This is a genomic window from Allofrancisella inopinata (assembly GCF_012222965.1).
In the GTDB taxonomy this organism is placed as follows: domain Bacteria; phylum Pseudomonadota; class Gammaproteobacteria; order Francisellales; family Francisellaceae; genus Francisella; species Francisella inopinata.
The window spans coordinates 1080461-1097682 of the sequence record NZ_CP038241.1 but is presented as its reverse complement, the minus strand read 5'-3'; the positions used below and the strand labels follow the sequence as shown (position 1 = coordinate 1097682).

The following is a 17222-nucleotide window of genomic DNA, read 5'->3' as shown; positions in this document are numbered from 1 at the left end:
ATTTATAATCAATCAGCTATAATAGAACCAAGGATAGCTATAGTATTTTAAAATGGGTTAAAAGTATAATTATGCAGCAACTAAAAGACATCCAATCTCTTATAGAAAAAGATATTCAAGACAATAATCAATTTATAAAAGATTCATTATCTTCAGATGTGGTACTTATTAACCAAATTAGCCACTATATAATAAATAGTGGCGGTAAAAGATTACGTCCTCTTTTAGTGATGTTATTTGCTAAAGCTTTAGGTTACCAAGGACAAAAGCATTTAGCATGTGCTGCTATTATCGAGTTTATCCATACAGCTACTTTATTACATGATGATGTTGTTGATAATTCACAGCTACGTAGAGGCAAGCAAACTGCTAATAACGTTTTTGGTAACGCTGCTAGCGTTTTGACAGGTGATTTTCTCTATTCTAGAGCTTTTCAGATGATGGTTGAGTTAGATAGTATGCAGATTATGCAGATACTCGCTGATGCTACAAATAAGATTTCAGAAGGTGAAGTTTTACAGCTTTTAAACGCGCGGAATTCTGAACTTACAGAAAAAGGTTATATTAATGTAATTTATTGTAAAACAGCTAAGCTTTTTGAGGCAGCATGTGAATTAGCTGGAGTTATTAGTTTAGATAAGCTTGAATACGAAAAACATAGTCAAGATATTAAAAATTTTGGTGTTTACCTTGGTAATGCCTTTCAAATAGCAGATGACGTTTTGGATTATATTTCTAATGCCGAAAGTTTAGGTAAAAACATTGGTGATGATTTAGATGAAGGTAAAATGACTTTGCCTACTATTTACGCATTAACAAATATTTCTGTTGAAAAGCAAACTATTTTAAAAACAGCAATAGAGCAAGGGCAATACCAAATAAATGAAATAATAAATATAGTTAAAACTAGTGGGGCAATAGAGTATTCCTATAATGTAGCATGTAAATACGCCGAGCTTGCTAAACAGGCAATACAGTTTTTACCAAATAGTGATTATAAAAAAGCCATGTGTTTATTGTGTGATTTAGTGGTTAAAAGAGAAAGTTAAATACTATGGGAGTTTTTTAATATAATCATAATTAATTTAATGTAAAAATAAAAAATATTTTTTTAAAATCGTGATAAAATATATAATTCTTATTTAGAACATATTTTTAATGATTGATAGTGATGAGTTATTAGCTATTGGAGCTGCTTTGGTTCAGACGGTTAGATCCAAGATTAAATATTCTGAAAACATTGATAACTTATATAGGGGCTATAAAAAAAGTGACTTTTACAAGCATAAGTGGAAAAAGATAGAACAAATACGAACACTTGATCTACCATATACTCCTCAAAGAAGTCAGGTTTATTTAAAAAATGGTGTAGGTTTTTGTGATACTTTATCGTTAGCTATTTTACATATTGCCCAAGGTTTAGAAGAAATAAAAATAGGCACTTTTTATTTGTCTTTAATGGCAATATATAAAAAGCATACATTTCTTATAGCACATAATAGCTTAAGCTTAGCTAATAATGCTGCAAGAGAATGGACTAAATATAAAAAAAGTCTTCGTGAACTTAAACAAGATGATGAGCTAAAAAATGCTGTTATTATTGATCCATGGATATATAAAGCTACAAAATTGTCAAACTTAAGAGGACACTTAGAACATGCTGTGTTATATGATGTACTAGATTATTATAGGGGTAATGTTATGTATATAGGTCAACAATTAGAAATAAATACTTCCTCAAGTATCATTAAAATAGATAAACAGTATATAGATACATTTCAAGAGTGCTATAAAATACAAAAAGAAAAATTAGAAAATAAACGAGATTCTTTTGCACAAGGTCGTAGATTTAGTAGTGTTAGAAGAAGCTTAGAATGTAATATTCAGAAATACCAGCAACTGATTAGTTTAAGAGATTTTTTTGTTAGGTTGAAAAAAAAGTCATCGGGTTGGTATACTAAAAATCATAGTAATCGGAAAGGTCAAGCTATAAATTCTGTGATTAATTATTTACAGACTTGTATAGATAACTATTGCTTCCCTAGTCAATATGACTTGGAGCATATTTTTAGAAGTACATTAACTATTTGTGCTATAGTTAGAGGAAAAGACCTGCCTAATCAATTATCCAAGAATAATATCAAGATGACTAAAACAGCGAAAGGTATTTTCTCTATTGATGTAGTACCAAATAATAAATTGGCATTTGAGAGCGGCGGATTAAGCTTAGACTGGGTAAGAGAGGCTAGGAAGATTGGGAGCGACAGAAGTAAGTACATGGTTTTTTTAAATAAACTAGAGGGTTGGAATCCTGACTTTAACGTTAGCAAATTATATACAAATAAAGAGAATTATTATAAATTAGTTGAAGAAGCCATAGCTCCTAGTCAGTAAGTAAAAGTTTCAGCAAGATATAAATAAGGCTTATTTATTATCTGGTTTATCAATTATTAGTAAGTATTAAAACCTATTTAAAATCTTTAAGTGTTATTTCAAAAGATAGTGCCTGGTTAGGACCTATTGCCGCAGGAGCTCTACTGCCATAAGCTGCTTTGGGAGCACAGTATAATATAATAGTAGATCCAACTGGTATTTCTGGTATAGCATCTTTCCAGCATTGAATTAGGTTTGCTAGTGGAAAAGTAGCATTATCACTTGAATCAAAAGTAGGACCTATTAGCTTAGCTTGTTTAACTGAGTCTAACTTAGAGTTGTCTTTCCGGTAAGCTACAACAGGAGTAGTCCCTTTGTATGCTATTGTTACTTGACTATCACTGTTTGGTTTTTTACCATTTCCTTGTTTTACAATTTGATAATAAACATCACCATTAACTTTTATTATATTTTCCATTTTAGAGATTTGTTCTATAAAAGCGGATGAATTAGTTTGATTTTCTTTAGCAACACCAAGTTGTCTTTTTATTATTTTGTCTTTCATAGAGTCTATATTTTCTTGTATTTGCTCTTCAGACAATTTGGGTTTTTTATTCGCCATAGCATCTTTAAATCCAGCTATAGTTTGCTCATCGTTTAAAATAAAGTCTTGCTTAGCAATACCAGATCCGATCTGGTATCCTACTGTATAGCTAGCATTTTCAGGCATTTCAAGTGTAATAGGCTTAACCTGTTTTACTGTAACTTTAGCAGTAGGTAGTGTAGTATCTTTGGTGGAAACTGTCACTGATGGTACCGTTTTATCAGTTTGTTCTACAGAGCTTGTGTCGTTACTACTAGTGGTAGAACATGAGCTAATAGTTAGCCCTATCAGTGAGTAGGATATAATAGTAACAATTTTTTTGAGTTTCATTTGGTACTCCTTATCTTTGTAGGTCATTTTTTGTTATATTAAGAAAATCAAAAAGCTCTTTATCTAGCATTTGTGATGGTGAAATGTTAGACAAAGCTTTAAATATCACATTTTTTCTTTCCGGGTTATTTTTTTCCCACTTATTAAGCATATCTTTAATAAAAACTCTTTGCAAATTATCTTGCGAACCACAGAGGTTACATGGAATGATAGGGAAGTTTTTTAGTTTTGAGTATTCTGCTGTTTCTTGTTCAGATACAAAAGTTAATGGACGAATTACAATATTACGCTCATCATCACTAAGTAGCTTTGGCGGCATAGCTTTGATAGAGCCATTATAAAAAAGATTTAGAAAAAAAGTTTCTATTATATCATCCCGATGGTGACCTAGAGCTATTTTAGTAATTCCATGCTCTTGTGCAAAGTCATATAGAATTCCTCTACGCATTCTAGAGCATAATCCACAAGTAGTTTTACCTTCTGGAATTACTTTTTTTACAACGCTATAAGTATCTCGCTCTATAATATGAAAGTCTATGTTTTTCTCTTTAAGATAATTGGGTAAAACATCTTCAGGGAAATTAGGCTGCTTTTGATCCAAGTTTACTGCGATAATATCAAACTTGATAGGAGCTTTTTGTTGTAGTAGCAAGAGCATCTCTAGTAAGCAATAGGAATCTTTGCCTCCAGATAAACAGGCCATAATTTTATCACCATCTTCAATCATATTATACTGATTAATAGCCTGGGCAGTTTTTCGTAATATTTGTTTTTCTAGCTTTTTAAGGCTTTGCTTATCATTATTCATAATAGTTTTCTAAAGTGGCTTGTTTTATATCATTAGGTATTTTTTCTAATCTAGTTGTTTTTAAGTTATAACATGCTAGTTTGGAGTGTGCTGTTGTGATAATTTTGTCACTTCCTAGTATTCTTATTTCATATTTAAACTCTATACTTGCTGCTCCAATTCTAGATACATACTGCGTTACCTCAATTGTATTGGGGTGTAATAGGGGATACATATATTTGCAGCTTTGTTCAGCTACAACAAATTGAATAGAGTTTTCTATGCCCCAATTAATAAGTTTTTTAAAGGCATAAACCCATTGTGTACGAGCTTCTTCAAAATAATCAAAATATTTTCCATTATTTACATGGCCGTTTTTATCCGTATCTGACCAACGTATATTTATTATTTTTTTGAAAGGCTGTTTATTCATAAATTTCCTAGAATAAGTAAGATAATAGTGGCTTACCAGGGATCTTACAATTTTGTAATTGAGTAGAGTATTTTTGTGCTATATCAGCTGTTTTTCTAGCATAGTTCTTTAAGAAAGAGTTGTTTTTGTGGGTACCATTTTTATACCCACCAATACCTTCATGGTAGGCTAAATACAAGTGATAGGCATCAGTTTTACTAATACCTGTTTTATTATGCACATTATTTAAATACCAGCCTATAAAATCCACCGCATCAGAAAAGTTTGACCTTGAGACAAAAGATTGCTGAGTTTCTTTTTTATAATGATCCCAAGTACCATCAAGAGCTTGGGCATACCCATATGCTGTTGAAGCTCTACCTACTGGTATAAAACCAAAATAGTAATTCATAGAAGGTTTAACATCTGCTCTAAAAGATGATTCTTGGCGAAGAAAAGCCATTTGAATATTAAGAGGTACTCCCCATCTATTGTATGAGTCAATCATATCGTAATACCAATTAGGATATTGATGGATTATACTACAAGCATTATTTATATTTTTAGGTTGTTCAGTCGCACAAGAGTTAAGTATACCTAATACAGTAGTTATTGCTGTGATCTTAAATATTTTTTTCATTTATAAATGCCTATAAAAAACATCAACTACTTTATCTTGAAACCTGCGAGCATTATACCTATCAGAAGCTTTAAGATCATTAAGCATAATAGAAAAGCTTATACGATGATTTTTCGCTGTAAGAACATAGCCTGCAAGAGTAGAAACTCCAGCTAGAGTGCCTGTTTTAGCATGTACTTTACCTAGTAATTTGTCCCCCATTCTATATGATATAGTTCCGCTTATCCCAGATGCTGGTAAGTAACTGTAGAATTTTTGACCAATAGAGCTATTGTATGTTTTGGTTAAAAAATTAACCATAAACTGGGCTGTAACTCTATCAAGGTGTGATAGTCCTGAGCCATCATACATGGTTAATGCCGAAGTATCTAGATTAAGCTTATCATAAAGAATTTCTTGAACTGCAGCTGTTCCTGCATTAGTTGAGCCTATACCTTTTTGCTTTAGACCAATAGTGTTTAACACTGTTTCAGCGTACAAATTATCAGAATGCTTAAGTGTCTGATCGATAAAACTACCTATAGTTGTAGAATTTATGCTTAATTGTTCAGTATTTCCAGGTGGTATTGAAGTTGTTATAGCTACTTTGTTATGTTTAATCCCATTAGTGTTTAAAAAATCATCGACGGTATTTAATGTTTTTAAAGCAGGATTTTTAATAGCTAATTTGAACATTTTTTCTGCAGCACGAGATAAGTAGCCTCTAATATATAAAACGTTATCATCGTTCATGGAAATAATAGTAGGTTCTGCTGAATTAGTATATTTAGCGGTATTTTTGACTGTGATATTGCTAGCATTGCTAAGCGTGATAACACGAGTTGTTAAACTATTTGGATTCTTAGCTAGTTTTATTACTGTACAATTTCTGTTTATAGTAAAACTTGAAGCAGGTGCTCCATAACAAAAAGTACTATCCTCTTTTGTCCATCCTTCTGGGATATATGGTCCTGAAAAATTGCCAACAAGATATACATCTCCAGTTATTTGTGTTATTCCCTTAGTGGTTTTTATTTGTTTTATCAAAGATGATAGTTGTCCTCCAGTTAAAGCAGGGTTGCCTGAGAACTTTATATATAGATCGCCATGTAAAATATGACCTTTTACTTTGTTGTTAGAGTAGTTAACTGTAGTTGTAAATGTAAAATTATCAGGTATAGCAAATAATGCAGCTACCATAGTAAAAACTTTATTATTACTAGCAGGTTTCATTGATCTATTTTGACCATAAACATATAAGTTTGCACCAGAAATTGTATCTTGGGCAGCTATACTTATTTTTGTATCAGTAAGGCCATATTCTTTTACTAAATATCGTATTTCACTACGAGCTGTTGCTGCATAAGTGCTGCAGAAACTTGCAAAAGTTAAAAATGTAAGAAAAAGTAGTCTAAATTGTTTATTTAAAATCAAAGTTATAAACCATACAGTTTTTTAGATTTATAGTTTCAAATAATATCATTTTAAAGACTGTAAATACAGATTTATTGTTATATGTTAAGTCTATTTTAAAAGGTCTTGCTAATACTAGTAATTGCAAAGTTTAGCTGGTAAATGAGTAATTATGTCTAATGATGTTTAATTATAATAGTAGCTAATTGTTTAAAAATCTTACTATATACAGAATTTTTCCTCATTACTAAAAATATTTCTCTTTTAAAATTCGGATCATTTATCGCTAAATAACTTATATTATTCATTTGAGTGCAAGCTATTTCTGGTACAAGTGTTATTCCTTCATCGATAGACACCATTTGACGTAAAGTTTCTAAGCTACTTCCTTTAAAATTACTATTGTTATATTTATTTAATGAGCATAATTTTAGAGTCTGATCTCTAAGACAATGTCCTTCATCAAGAATCATAAGATTTTGTTTTATAATCTCGGTTGTAGATAGGCTATTTTTTTTAGAAAGTTTATTTGTACTGGCTACAGCTACAAAGAACTTATCATCAAATAGTTTTTTGGATATAAATTGATTATGATCTATAGGATCAGCAAGTAAGGCAAAATCTAATTTTCCTTGTTCAAGCATATTTATGAGAATATCGGTTTTTTCCTCAACCACGGAGATACTTAAATTAGGTATTTGCTGTTTTATGATTGGTAATATCTTCGGCATGATATAAGGGCATATGGTGGGAAAAGCTCCTATAGAGACACCAATTTTGCTGCCCTTTAAATACATGCTAGCTATTTTATTTAAGTTTTTTACTTCATCAATTATTTTATAAGCTTGAATAATTATTTTTTCTCCAGCTTTTGTAGTAAATACTTGTTTTTTACTTCGTTCGAATATTTGTATATTCAAGTGCTCTTCAAATTTTTTAATTTGCATACTCAATGCTGGTTGGCTTACAAAACATTTTTCAGATGCTGTAATAAAGCTTTTAGTTTCATATACTGCTATTATGTATTCTAAGGTTCTAGTATTCATATAAGCAAATCTTATTACAAACATAACTTTTATATATTTTACAACTAGCGTATTTGTAATACAATAAACCTTGTATCTAACAACATTAGGAGAAGGAAAATGATAAAACAAGTACCTAACGTAACATTTAAAACAAGAGTTAGAGATGAAAGTGTAGGTGGTTCAAACCCATTTAGATGGCAAGATTTAACTACTTCAGAGATTTTTAATAACAAAAGAGTGATTGTGTTTTCGCTTCCTGGAGCATTCACACCAACTTGTTCTACATATCAATTACCAGGTTTTGAAAACAACTTTGATAAATTTAAACAGCTTGGAATCGATGAAATTTATGTTTTATCTGTAAATGATTCTTTCGTAATGAATAAATGGGTTGAGTTCCAAAAGATTAAAAATATTAAACCAATTCCTGATGGAAATGGTGAGTTCACTGCAGCTTTAGATATGCTTGTAGATAAAGAAAACCTTGGTTTTGGTAAAAGATCATGGAGGTATGCTATGGTAGTAAATAATGGTGAAATTGAGAAATTTTTTGTAGAACCGGGGAAATGCAATAATTCAGAAGATGATCCATATGGTGAGACTTCTCCAGAGAATTTACTAAAATATTTAGAGTCTAAGTAATTTATGGCTAAAAAAGTTGTACTAATCGGTGCTACAGGAGTGATAGGCTCAGCAACGTATAAAACTTTGGTTGAAGCTGGCTTTGATGTTATTTCTGTCAGTTTCTCTGGAAAGGGTACTGACTACAAAGTTGATATACAAGATACAAACTCCATTTGCACATTATTTGAGCAGATAGGAAGCTTTGATGCGCTTGTATCAACTACAGGCAAAGTTGCGTTTAAGGACGTACGTCATATAGAGCAAGAAGATTGGGATTTGAGTCTATCTAACAAGCTTTTAGGCCAGATAAATTTAGTCCAAATTAGTGCAAGATATATTTCAAAAGGAGGATCTTTTACACTTACCTCAGGAATATTAAACGTGCAACCAATAGCTAAAGGTACTATAGCTGCAACTATAAATTCTGCTCTAGAAGGGTTTATTAAGGCAGCTTCATTTGAGTATACAGATTTCCGTATAAACATTGTTAGTCCTACTGTTGTTGAGGAAGCTTTAGAAAAATATGCACCATTTTTTGTTGGGTTTAAACCTGTTAAAGCTAGTGATGTAGCAAATGCTTATCTAAAATCTGTTGCTGGTATTGCTAATGGTGAAGTTATAAAAGTCGGTTTTTAATTATTTTCTACCTTATCTAAGACTTTATTAAAAACTTTCTCAATAGATAAATTAGAAGTGTCAATAATTATAGCATCAGTAGCTGGTTTTAGAGGAGCAATTTTGCGATTTCTATCTTGAAAGTCTCTTTTTTCAATATCTGCTAAGATAGTTTCAAAATTAGGATGTTGATTTTTTTCTTCTAACTCAGTAAATCTTCTTGTAGCTCTTACTTGTGAGTCAGCATCTAGAAAAAATTTGTATTTTGCACTAGGAAAGACTACTGTTCCCATGTCTCTGCCGTCAGCTACTAATCCTTGTTCAGTAGCAAAATCACGCTGTTTATTTAATAAAACCTTTCTTACACTTGGGTATGCAGCTATCTTTGAAGCAAACATACCTATTTGCTCTGTACGGATTTCTTTAGAAACATCATCACCAGCTAGAATAATTTTTATCGAGTTAGAATCGTTGTCTATTTCAAATCTAATATCTAAATTGTCAAGAGTCTTACAAACGTTTGCTTCACTAGTTGAATCTGTATTGTTATTAAAACAATGCAACGCTGCTAGTCTATAAATTGCACCACTATCTAAAAGTTTATAGTTTAAATGTTTCGCTAAAGCTTTAGCTAAAGTGCCTTTGCCAACTCCACTAGGACCATCGATGGTGATAATTTTAGAGTTGTTCATTTTCAAACTCCTGCATAAATTTAGCCAATGCTTTTACATCTTCTAAAGATACTGCATTATATAAGCTAGCTCTACAACCACCTACAAGACGATGACCTTCTAAACCATAAAATCCTTTATTACTTGCATCTAGAAGGAATTTTTTAGTCAATTCCTGTGTTGGTAACTGGAATATTATGTTCATGTTTGATCTATATATTGGTTTTATGTCATTTTTATAGATCTTAGAGTTATCAATTGTTGAATATAAAATTTTTGCTTTGGTATGATTGAATTTCTCTACTTCATTCAAATCTTGAAATTTATCTATCAAATACTCTAACATTAGCTCAAAAGTAACCCATGAAATTACAGAAGGGGTGTTATAGAGGGAGTTAGATTTTTTAGTAGTATCATAGTCAAATACTATAGGTATATTTTCTTTCTTTTTAATTAAAGAATTTTGTACTATAACTATAGTAAGGCCAGGAATTCCAGCGTTTTTTTGTGCTCCAGCATAAATTAATCCATAGTCTCTAATATTAATAGGTTTTGATAAAAAACTTGAAGACATGTCACATACTAGCTCAGTGTTACAAGATTTAGCTAGTTGGTTTATTTGAAAGCCATCTACGGTTTCGTTGTCTGTATAATAAACATAATCATACATATTAGAAACGAAAGTTTCAGCTATGCTATCACCATATGTGACAGATTCCACATTTATAAATTTTTTAGCTTCTTTAGCTGCTTTTTCTGACCACTGACCACTACAGACATAAAGGGCTTTATTGTACTTATCTGACAGATTCATAGGTATAGCAGCAAATTGAGCTGTTGCTCCTGCTTGCATAAGTAATATAGAGTAATCATCTGGGATATTTAATAAATACTTAAGTTTAGTTTGTATTGAATCGTGAACCTCTTCAAAAGCTTTATCACGATGGGAAATAGATAATAATGAGACACCAGTATTTTTATAATTAGTCATCATTTTTTGTAATTTTTCAATGATACAAGTTGGTATCACAGCAGGGCCTGCACAAAAATTTATTTTCATAAAGATACATAAAAGTTTTTTAAAACTAATGATTATTTTAGCACATGAATTATTCTTATAAATAGATGGATATAAATTGAATTTATTAAGATTCTATTTTATCCAATCTCTTGGTTTAATATACTCGTAAATTTTAGCCTCTTCAGAGTCTTCTTCTGGATGCCAATTGTATTTCCAGGATGCCATTGGAGGCAGAGATGATAGTATAGATTCTGTTCTACCACCACTTTGTAAACCAAAAATAGTTCCTCTATCCAAAACTAGGTTAAATTCTACGTATCTACCACGGCGGTAGAGTTGAAAATCTTTGTGTTGCTGTGAATACGGTATATTTTTCCTTTTTTCTACAATAGGGATATATGCTTTTATATAAGCATTTGCACACTCAGTAACAAAATCATAACATTTTTCAAAAGATTTTTCATTTAAGTCATCAAAAAATAAACCACCCACACCGCGGCACTCATCACGGTGCTTTAGGTAAAAGTATTCGTCACACCATTTTTTAAATTTGGGATAATAGTTTTTATTGTGTTTGTCGCAAACATCTTTAGCAGTTTGATGCCAGTAGATAGCATCTTCTTCAAATGGATAATACGGTGTAAGGTCAAATCCACCACCAAACCACCAAATTGGATTATTTGTATCAGCTCCAGCAATAAATAGTCTAAAGTTAGCGTGAGAGGTTGGCACAAAAGGATTGCGTGGATGGATTACTAAAGATACTCCTGTAGCAATAAAAGATTTACCTGCTAAATCTTTACGTTTCTCTGTTGCAGAGGAGGGTAGAGCTTCACCATGTACTTTTGAAAAAGCAACAACTCCTTTTTCAAGAATCTCACCACCTTCGATAATCATAGAGTTACCATAACCTTTAAGTTTTTGTTCAGGAGTATCTGGTTTTTGCCATTTATCACTAATAAACTTTTGATTATTAGTTTCACAGCTTTCTAAAGCACTAGTAATGTTTTTTTGAAGTTGTATTAGAAAGTTTTCAAATTTTGTGATTTTATCTTGCATAAGGGCACCTCTTGTGATGAAACTTTTATTCGCTACCAAATAAAAGTAAAGCTAAATTTGATGTGTTTAATTTTACCATTAGGAAATAAAATTGCTTACAAAAATAGCCTTTTATTTTAGCTAGGTTTTTTTATGATTAAAACAAGTTGATATCAGCACCTATAATTAGTACAATATGGTTTGCTCTTTGCTACATTAAATTAATTTGTGTAGCTTATCAGTGTAGAAAAAATTAATGATAAACCGTAAGGAGTTTATAAAAATGAAACATTATGAAATCGTATTAATGATACACCCTGATCAATCTGATCAGTTACAAACTATGCTTGATAAGTACCGTAGTATCATCGAAGAAAAAGGCGGTAAAATTCATAGATTTGAAGACTGGGGACGTCGTCAATTAGCTTACCCTATAGAGAAACTTCATAAAGCACATTACATACTATTTAATATAGAGTGTGGAACTGAATCTCTAGATAAGCTTCAAGAAAATTTAAGATACAACGATGCTATATTACGCCGTCTAGTTATATCAAAAAAAGAAGCTGTTACAGAGTCATCAGTTATGATGCAAACTAGTGAAAAAGAAGTAATTTAAATAAGTTTATAGAGGTATTTAAAAATGAGTCGTCGTAAAGTTTGCCGTTTCAAAGTAGATGGCGTTAAAGAAATTGACTATAAAGATGTAAATAAGCTAAAAGCTTATATAACAGAAACTGGAAAAATAGTTCCAAGTCGTGTGACTGGTACATCAGCTAAGTATCAAAGACAATTATCTACAGCTATAAAGAGAGCTAGATTTTTAGCTTTGTTACCATACTGTGATCGTCATTTTAACTAGTACTGGGGATTGATACAATGCAAGTTATTTTAAAAGAAAAAGTGGAAAACCTAGGTGTATTAGGTGATATCGTAAATGTAAAGCCAGGTTATGCAAGAAACTTTCTTATCCCTTTTGGGAAAGCTGTGCAAGCAACTAAAGCTAATATAGAAACGTTTGAGGCTCAAAAGGCTGAACTTGAGAAAGCAGAAAAAGCTAGATATGAAGCAGCGGTAGTTACTGCTGAAGCTATAAAGGATAAAAAATTCACTATAGCAGCTAAAGCAGGTGAAGGTGGTAAACTATTTGGTTCAGTTGGTACTGCTGAAGTTGCAAAAGCAGTGTCTCAAGCAACTGGTAAAGAGATTGAAAAAAGCCAAGTTCGTATGCCTGAAGGGGTTATTAGAGCTATTGGTGAATTTGACCTTACAATTCATGTGTATACAGATGTTGATGCTGATATAAAAGTAAATGTTGTAGCTTCTGAAAGTTAGTTTTATAATATTAGCTAATTAACACATTTTTAAATCTGGTTATAAATATGAAACCATGTGTTAAGCATGGTTTTTTTGTATTTATGAAAAAGGTTTTTTATTATGCCTATGACTAATCAATTTAAGCCAGCAGAGACAACATATTCCTTAGAAGCTGAGCGAGCTATATTGGGAAATATATTGTTATATAACCAAAATATTGAACTAGTAGAAGATTTACTTTTAATAGAAGATTTTTTTGATAGAAGACATAAAATTATCTATAGTCAGTTAAACACTCTTAATCAATCAAACATACCTTTTGACGTGTTGATAGTAAGTGAATACTTAGCAACAGCAGGATTACTTGATGAAGCAGGTGGTGAAAGCTATATTATTGATTTGGCAACAAATACACCTTCTATTTCTAATATCAAAACCTATGCTAATATCGTTAAAGATAAAGCTAAATTGAGAAGTTTACAAAATAGTGTTAATGATATTATTCAAAAAATATATTCTGCAGAGTCAAAAAATCCTGACGAAGTGATTGATTATGCTGAAAGTAGAATTTTAGATGTTGCAAAAGAAAGAGACATCTTAACAAAAGGCCCTGAATCTATCAAAGATGTGATACCAAAGCTTGTTGATAGAATGAGTGCAATAGTTGATTCTGGCACGGGTTTAACAGGAGCTTCTACAGGGTTTATAGATTTAGATAAAATGACTTCAGGGTTGCAACGAGCTAATTTAGGAATTATAGCTGCTCGACCATCTATGGGTAAAACAGTTTTAGGTATAAATATAGCTCAAAACATTGCTAAAGCTGCCCAAAAACCAGTTTTAGTATTTAGTTTAGAAATGCCAGCAGAAGATATAGTTACAAGAATGTTAGCTAGTCAAGCTCGTGTTGAGATGAATTTACTTAAAGAATGCAATAGGTTAAATGACGCTCATTGGGTTAAGATTACTACAGCTATGAAAAATCTAAGTGAAATGCCCTTGTACATAGATGACACTTCAACATTGACTCCAGCAGAAATGCGTTCACGAGCTCGTAGATTGTATAATGAGCACGGCGGTCTATCTATGATTTTGATAGACTATTTACAGTTAATGAAAATTCCTGGTTATGAAACAAATAGAACTTTAGAAGTATCTGAGATTTCTCGTTCATTAAAGGCTTTAGCTAAAGAGTTAGATATCCCAGTGGTGGCGTTATCACAGCTAAATAGAGGGGTGGATGATCGTAAAGATAAGCGGCCAATGATGTCGGATTTAAGAGAGTCTGGAGCTATTGAGCAAGATGCTGATTTGATAATGTTTATTTATCGTGATGAAGTTTATAATAAAGATAAAGAAGAGAATAAAAATATCGGTGAAATAATAATAGGTAAGCAACGTAATGGTCCTATAGGAACTGTACATGTACGTTTTGATGGGCAGTATGCTAGTTTTACAAATTTAACCAATGAAAATGACTATATTGTGCCGGGTGATATGGGATATAGTGAATAGATTCATATTATAAGAAATTATCCAAAGAGAACTTTTATGCAACAAGATACTAAAATTAATTTACTGGGTTTAAATCAAAAGTCTATTGAGGATTTTTTCATATCAATAGGCGAAAAAAAGTTTCATGCTAGACAAGTTTTTAAATGGATGCATAAAAAAGGAGTCATAGATTTTGATGCTATGACAGATTTAGGTAAAGGCTTACGAAGTAAGCTAAAAGATTTATCACATGTGACAGTACCTAAAGTGGTTTTTAGTAAAGCTTCCAAAGATGGTACACATAAGTGGTTAATAGATGTTGGTGGTAGTGCAATCGAAACTGTATTTATACCAGAAGAAGGCAGGGGGACTCTTTGCGTATCATCACAAGTTGGTTGTACTTTAAATTGTAGTTTTTGTTCTACTGGTAAGCAAGGCTTTAACAGAAACTTGACAGTAGCGGAAATAATAGCTCAACTTTGGATAGCTGCTAGAACTTTATCCAAAAACAATGGTGAACATGATTTTACAGTTACAAACATTGTAATGATGGGTATGGGTGAGCCATTGATGAATTTTGAGAACGTCGTACCAGCTATGGATATTATGATGGACGACTTAGCTTATGGTTTATCGAAACGAAAAGTTACTCTTAGTACTTCAGGGGTTGTTCCTAGGATATATGATTTACTAGAGCAATCAGGGGTGTCATTGGCAGTTTCTTTACATGCTTCAAATAATAATTTACGTAATGAAATTGTACCTATAAATAAAAAATATGATATCGATGAATTATTGCAAGCTTGTAAATTATATGCTGAAAAAGGTCCTCATAAGCAAATAACTTTTGAATATACCTTAATGAATGAAATCAATGATAATTTAGATGATGCCCAAGAGCTGGTGGAACTATTAAAATCTCGAGAAGTTCCAGCTAAAATAAATTTAATCCCATTTAATCCATATCCAGGAACTATTTATAAAAAGCCTAGTAATAATAGAATTCATAAGTTTAAAGAATTTTTACAGCAAAATGGTTTTGTAACTACAATCCGTAAAACACGAGGTGATGATATAGATGCTGCATGTGGCCAACTTGCTGGGGATGTTATAGATAAAACTAGAAGAAAAGAGCGATATTTAAAAAAAAATAGGAGATAGCAATGCAAGCTAATTTAAAGAAAATTAGCCTATTAATAGGTCTCTTAGGTACTTTAGAAGCATGTTCTACACAAGCACAGCCTAATAACCCTAGTTATCAGCAAAATACTGTTCAGGGTAACTTCAAAGAAGAGCCTCAGGTAGTAGAAGGCAATGTTGCAAAATATACTATATCTACTAAAACGACAGAGCAAAAAGCTGATTATAAAAAAGCTACTAGTTTAAACGCTGAACTAGTTATCATCTACTCACACGACGGGTATTTAGATAGAGCTAAAGATAAGTTGGTTAAAGCTCAACAGCTAGCAAAGCAGCATGGTTATAAATTAGCGATAGTAGATTATGCAGCAGGTTACTATTATCAAATAATAGGTTCTAAGTCTATAGCTGAAAAATACTATAAAGAGGCTATCAGTAATGAACCTAAAAATTTTGAAGCAATGAATTTCTATGCTCAATTTTTATGTCAAATAAAGGATAATTTTTCACAAGCAGAAAAGTTATTTGAGAAATCATTATACATGTCGGACAATAATGATATGGCACAGACATTTTTCCTTTATTCTGAATGCTTATATAAACAGGATAAGAAAAAAGATGCTCTAAGTTTCATGGAAAAAGCTGACAAATTTAAAGCAAACTATTTAGGTGCTAAATTACGTTTGGCAGAGATGTACTTTGAACAGGGACAGTATAAAGAATGTTACAAAGTAATCTACGAAATGAGGAATAATGAAGAATTTTTTAATAATAAGCGTGTATTAGAGCTAAGATTGAAGTTAGCAGAATACGCAAATAATAAAAATGAAGCTGCTACAGTGAGATTAATATTTTCATCAAAAGATTTTAATGATGATGATATAGATCAATTTTTCTCAGCTTCTGATGGTGGTATAGAGTAATGATTAAAAGTAATAATTTTGATGATAATAACCAAGAAAGACTGCAAAAAATACTTGCTAAATATGGTATAGCTTCTAGAAGAAAAATAGAGGAATTTATAGAGCAAGGTAGAGTTAAAGTAAATGGTAAAGTTGCTAAACTAGGTGATAAAGCATTAAGTACAGACAAAATAAGTTTTGATGGTAAGGCTTTGCATTTGTACGGTCAACCGATGACAAGACCTAGAGTAATAATCTATCATAAACGTGAAGGAGAAGTTTGTACTAATAAAGATGAAAAAGATAGGAAAACAGTTTTTGATTCATTACCAAAATTAGCTAAATCACGTTGGATAATGATAGGAAGATTAGATATAAACACTACAGGTCTGCTGTTATTTACGACAGATGGAGATTTAGCAAATCGTTTAATGCATCCTTCTTATGAAATAGAGAGGGAGTATGCTGTAAGAGTGTTTGGACAGCAGCTATCTGACGATGTATTAAATAAGCTTAAAGAAGGTGTACAACTAGAAGATGGTCTAGCTAAATTTAATAGCATTAGATTCTCAGGTGGAGAAGGAGCTAACCTATGGTATTATGTAACTTTATCTGAAGGAAGAAACAGAGAAGTCAGACGTATGTTTGAAGCTGTCGGTGTTACAGTAAGTAGATTAACACGAGTTAGATTTGGTGATGTAATATTGCCGAAATATGTGTCTCGTGGAAAAACATTAGAACTTTCACCTACAGAAGTAAACAACCTACGTAAATCCGTCAAACTTAAACCGTATAGCTATCCAAAAAAACTAGTTGAAAGATTAGAGAGATAAT

Annotated in this window: 19 protein-coding genes and 1 pseudogene; 11 read left to right on the top strand and 9 right to left on the bottom strand. The window is 31.6% G+C overall.

All coding sequences use genetic code 11. The features are described from left to right. Positions 1–71 precede the first annotated feature (71 nt). Positions 72–1049 carry a polyprenyl synthetase family protein gene (locus E4K63_RS04985; protein WP_133940323.1) on the top strand — a complete coding sequence of 326 codons (978 nt, stop codon included), beginning with the start codon at positions 72–74 and terminating at the stop codon, positions 1047–1049. 109 nt (positions 1050–1158) lie between these two features. Further along, positions 1159–2394 (top strand): hypothetical protein, encoded by a 1236-nt coding sequence (locus tag E4K63_RS04980; protein WP_133940321.1) that lies wholly within the window; start codon positions 1159–1161, stop codon positions 2392–2394. A 73-nt stretch (positions 2395–2467) separates the two neighbouring features. Here the strand turns inward: E4K63_RS04980 and E4K63_RS04975 are convergent, their stop codons facing one another. The 6 genes from E4K63_RS04975 to oxyR all read right to left on the bottom strand — a co-directional run bounded on the left by E4K63_RS04975 (position 2468) and on the right by oxyR (position 7584). After that, positions 2468–3307 (bottom strand): FKBP-type peptidyl-prolyl cis-trans isomerase N-terminal domain-containing protein, encoded by an 840-nt coding sequence (locus tag E4K63_RS04975; protein WP_133940319.1) that lies wholly within the window; start codon positions 3305–3307, stop codon positions 2468–2470. Between the two features lie 10 nt (positions 3308–3317). Continuing rightward, on the bottom strand, positions 3318–4115 hold the full coding sequence (gene ttcA / locus E4K63_RS04970; RefSeq protein WP_133940317.1) for a tRNA 2-thiocytidine(32) synthetase TtcA: 798 nt from the start codon (positions 4113–4115) through the stop codon (positions 3318–3320). Continuing rightward, positions 4108–4527 (bottom strand): acyl-CoA thioesterase, encoded by a 420-nt coding sequence (locus E4K63_RS04965; RefSeq protein WP_133940315.1) that lies wholly within the window; start codon positions 4525–4527, stop codon positions 4108–4110. The genes ttcA and E4K63_RS04965 overlap by 8 nt, the downstream gene beginning before the upstream one ends. A gap of 7 nt (positions 4528–4534) precedes the next feature. Further along, positions 4535–5146 (bottom strand): transglycosylase SLT domain-containing protein, encoded by a 612-nt coding sequence (locus E4K63_RS04960; protein ID WP_133940313.1) that lies wholly within the window; start codon positions 5144–5146, stop codon positions 4535–4537. Then, positions 5147–6559 (bottom strand): D-alanyl-D-alanine carboxypeptidase/D-alanyl-D-alanine endopeptidase, encoded by a 1413-nt coding sequence (gene dacB, locus E4K63_RS04955; RefSeq protein WP_424922883.1) that lies wholly within the window; start codon positions 6557–6559, stop codon positions 5147–5149. Between the two features lie 155 nt (positions 6560–6714). Continuing rightward, entirely contained in the window at positions 6715–7584 is an 870-nt protein-coding gene (gene oxyR, locus E4K63_RS04950; RefSeq protein ID WP_133940311.1) for an oxidative stress transcriptional regulator OxyR, read from the bottom strand. Positions 7585–7683: 99 nt separating this feature from the next. Here oxyR and E4K63_RS04945 point away from each other — a divergent pair, with 99 nt between their 5' ends. Both E4K63_RS04945 and E4K63_RS04940 read left to right on the top strand, forming a co-directional pair. After that, on the top strand, positions 7684–8208 hold the full coding sequence (locus E4K63_RS04945; protein WP_133940309.1) for a peroxiredoxin: 525 nt from the start codon (positions 7684–7686) through the stop codon (positions 8206–8208). A gap of 3 nt (positions 8209–8211) precedes the next feature. Then, complete coding sequence (locus E4K63_RS04940; protein WP_133940308.1) at positions 8212–8826, top strand: short chain dehydrogenase; 615 nt, start codon at positions 8212–8214, stop codon at positions 8824–8826. Here the strand turns inward: E4K63_RS04940 and cmk are convergent. From cmk to hemF, 3 genes are all read right to left on the bottom strand, one after another. Next, positions 8823–9497, bottom strand: a complete 675-nt coding sequence (gene cmk / locus E4K63_RS04935; protein ID WP_133940306.1) for a (d)CMP kinase — start codon at positions 9495–9497, stop codon at positions 8823–8825. The genes E4K63_RS04940 and cmk overlap by 4 nt on opposite strands. After that, a complete protein-coding gene (serC, locus tag E4K63_RS04930) occupies positions 9484–10536 on the bottom strand; it encodes a 3-phosphoserine/phosphohydroxythreonine transaminase (protein WP_133940304.1) in 1053 nt (350 codons plus the stop codon). Before serC ends, cmk begins: the two co-directional genes overlap by 14 nt. 93 nt (positions 10537–10629) lie before the next feature. Beyond that, entirely contained in the window at positions 10630–11556 is a 927-nt protein-coding gene (gene hemF, locus E4K63_RS04925) for an oxygen-dependent coproporphyrinogen oxidase (protein WP_133940302.1), read from the bottom strand. 262 nt (positions 11557–11818) lie between these two features. Here hemF and rpsF point away from each other — a divergent pair, with 262 nt between their 5' ends. From rpsF to rluB, 7 genes and pseudogenes are all read left to right on the top strand, one after another. Next, on the top strand, positions 11819–12154 hold the full coding sequence (gene rpsF, locus E4K63_RS04920) for a 30S ribosomal protein S6 (RefSeq protein ID WP_133940300.1): 336 nt from the start codon (positions 11819–11821) through the stop codon (positions 12152–12154). A 24-nt stretch (positions 12155–12178) separates the two neighbouring features. Further along, positions 12179–12397 carry a 30S ribosomal protein S18 gene (gene rpsR / locus E4K63_RS04915; RefSeq protein WP_035719428.1) on the top strand — a complete coding sequence of 73 codons (219 nt, stop codon included), beginning with the start codon at positions 12179–12181 and terminating at the stop codon, positions 12395–12397. 17 nt (positions 12398–12414) lie between these two features. Further along, entirely contained in the window at positions 12415–12870 is a 456-nt protein-coding gene (gene rplI / locus E4K63_RS04910) for a 50S ribosomal protein L9 (RefSeq protein WP_133940297.1), read from the top strand. A 102-nt stretch (positions 12871–12972) separates the two neighbouring features. Then, the gene (gene dnaB / locus E4K63_RS04905; RefSeq protein WP_166666867.1) at positions 12973–14367 is read left to right on the top strand and encodes a replicative DNA helicase; all 1395 of its coding nucleotides are present in this window, start codon (positions 12973–12975) and stop codon (positions 14365–14367) included. A 36-nt stretch (positions 14368–14403) separates the two neighbouring features. Then, positions 14404–15520: pseudogene (rlmN, locus tag E4K63_RS04900) on the top strand (dual-specificity RNA methyltransferase RlmN). Next, on the top strand, positions 15510–16409 hold the full coding sequence (locus E4K63_RS04895; RefSeq protein ID WP_133940291.1) for a CDC27 family protein: 900 nt from the start codon (positions 15510–15512) through the stop codon (positions 16407–16409). Before rlmN ends, E4K63_RS04895 begins: the two are co-directional and overlap by 11 nt. After that, positions 16409–17221 (top strand): 23S rRNA pseudouridine(2605) synthase RluB, encoded by an 813-nt coding sequence (rluB, locus tag E4K63_RS04890; protein ID WP_133940289.1) that lies wholly within the window; start codon positions 16409–16411, stop codon positions 17219–17221. The genes E4K63_RS04895 and rluB overlap by 1 nt, the downstream gene beginning before the upstream one ends. The last annotated feature ends 1 nt before the right edge of the window (position 17222 follow it).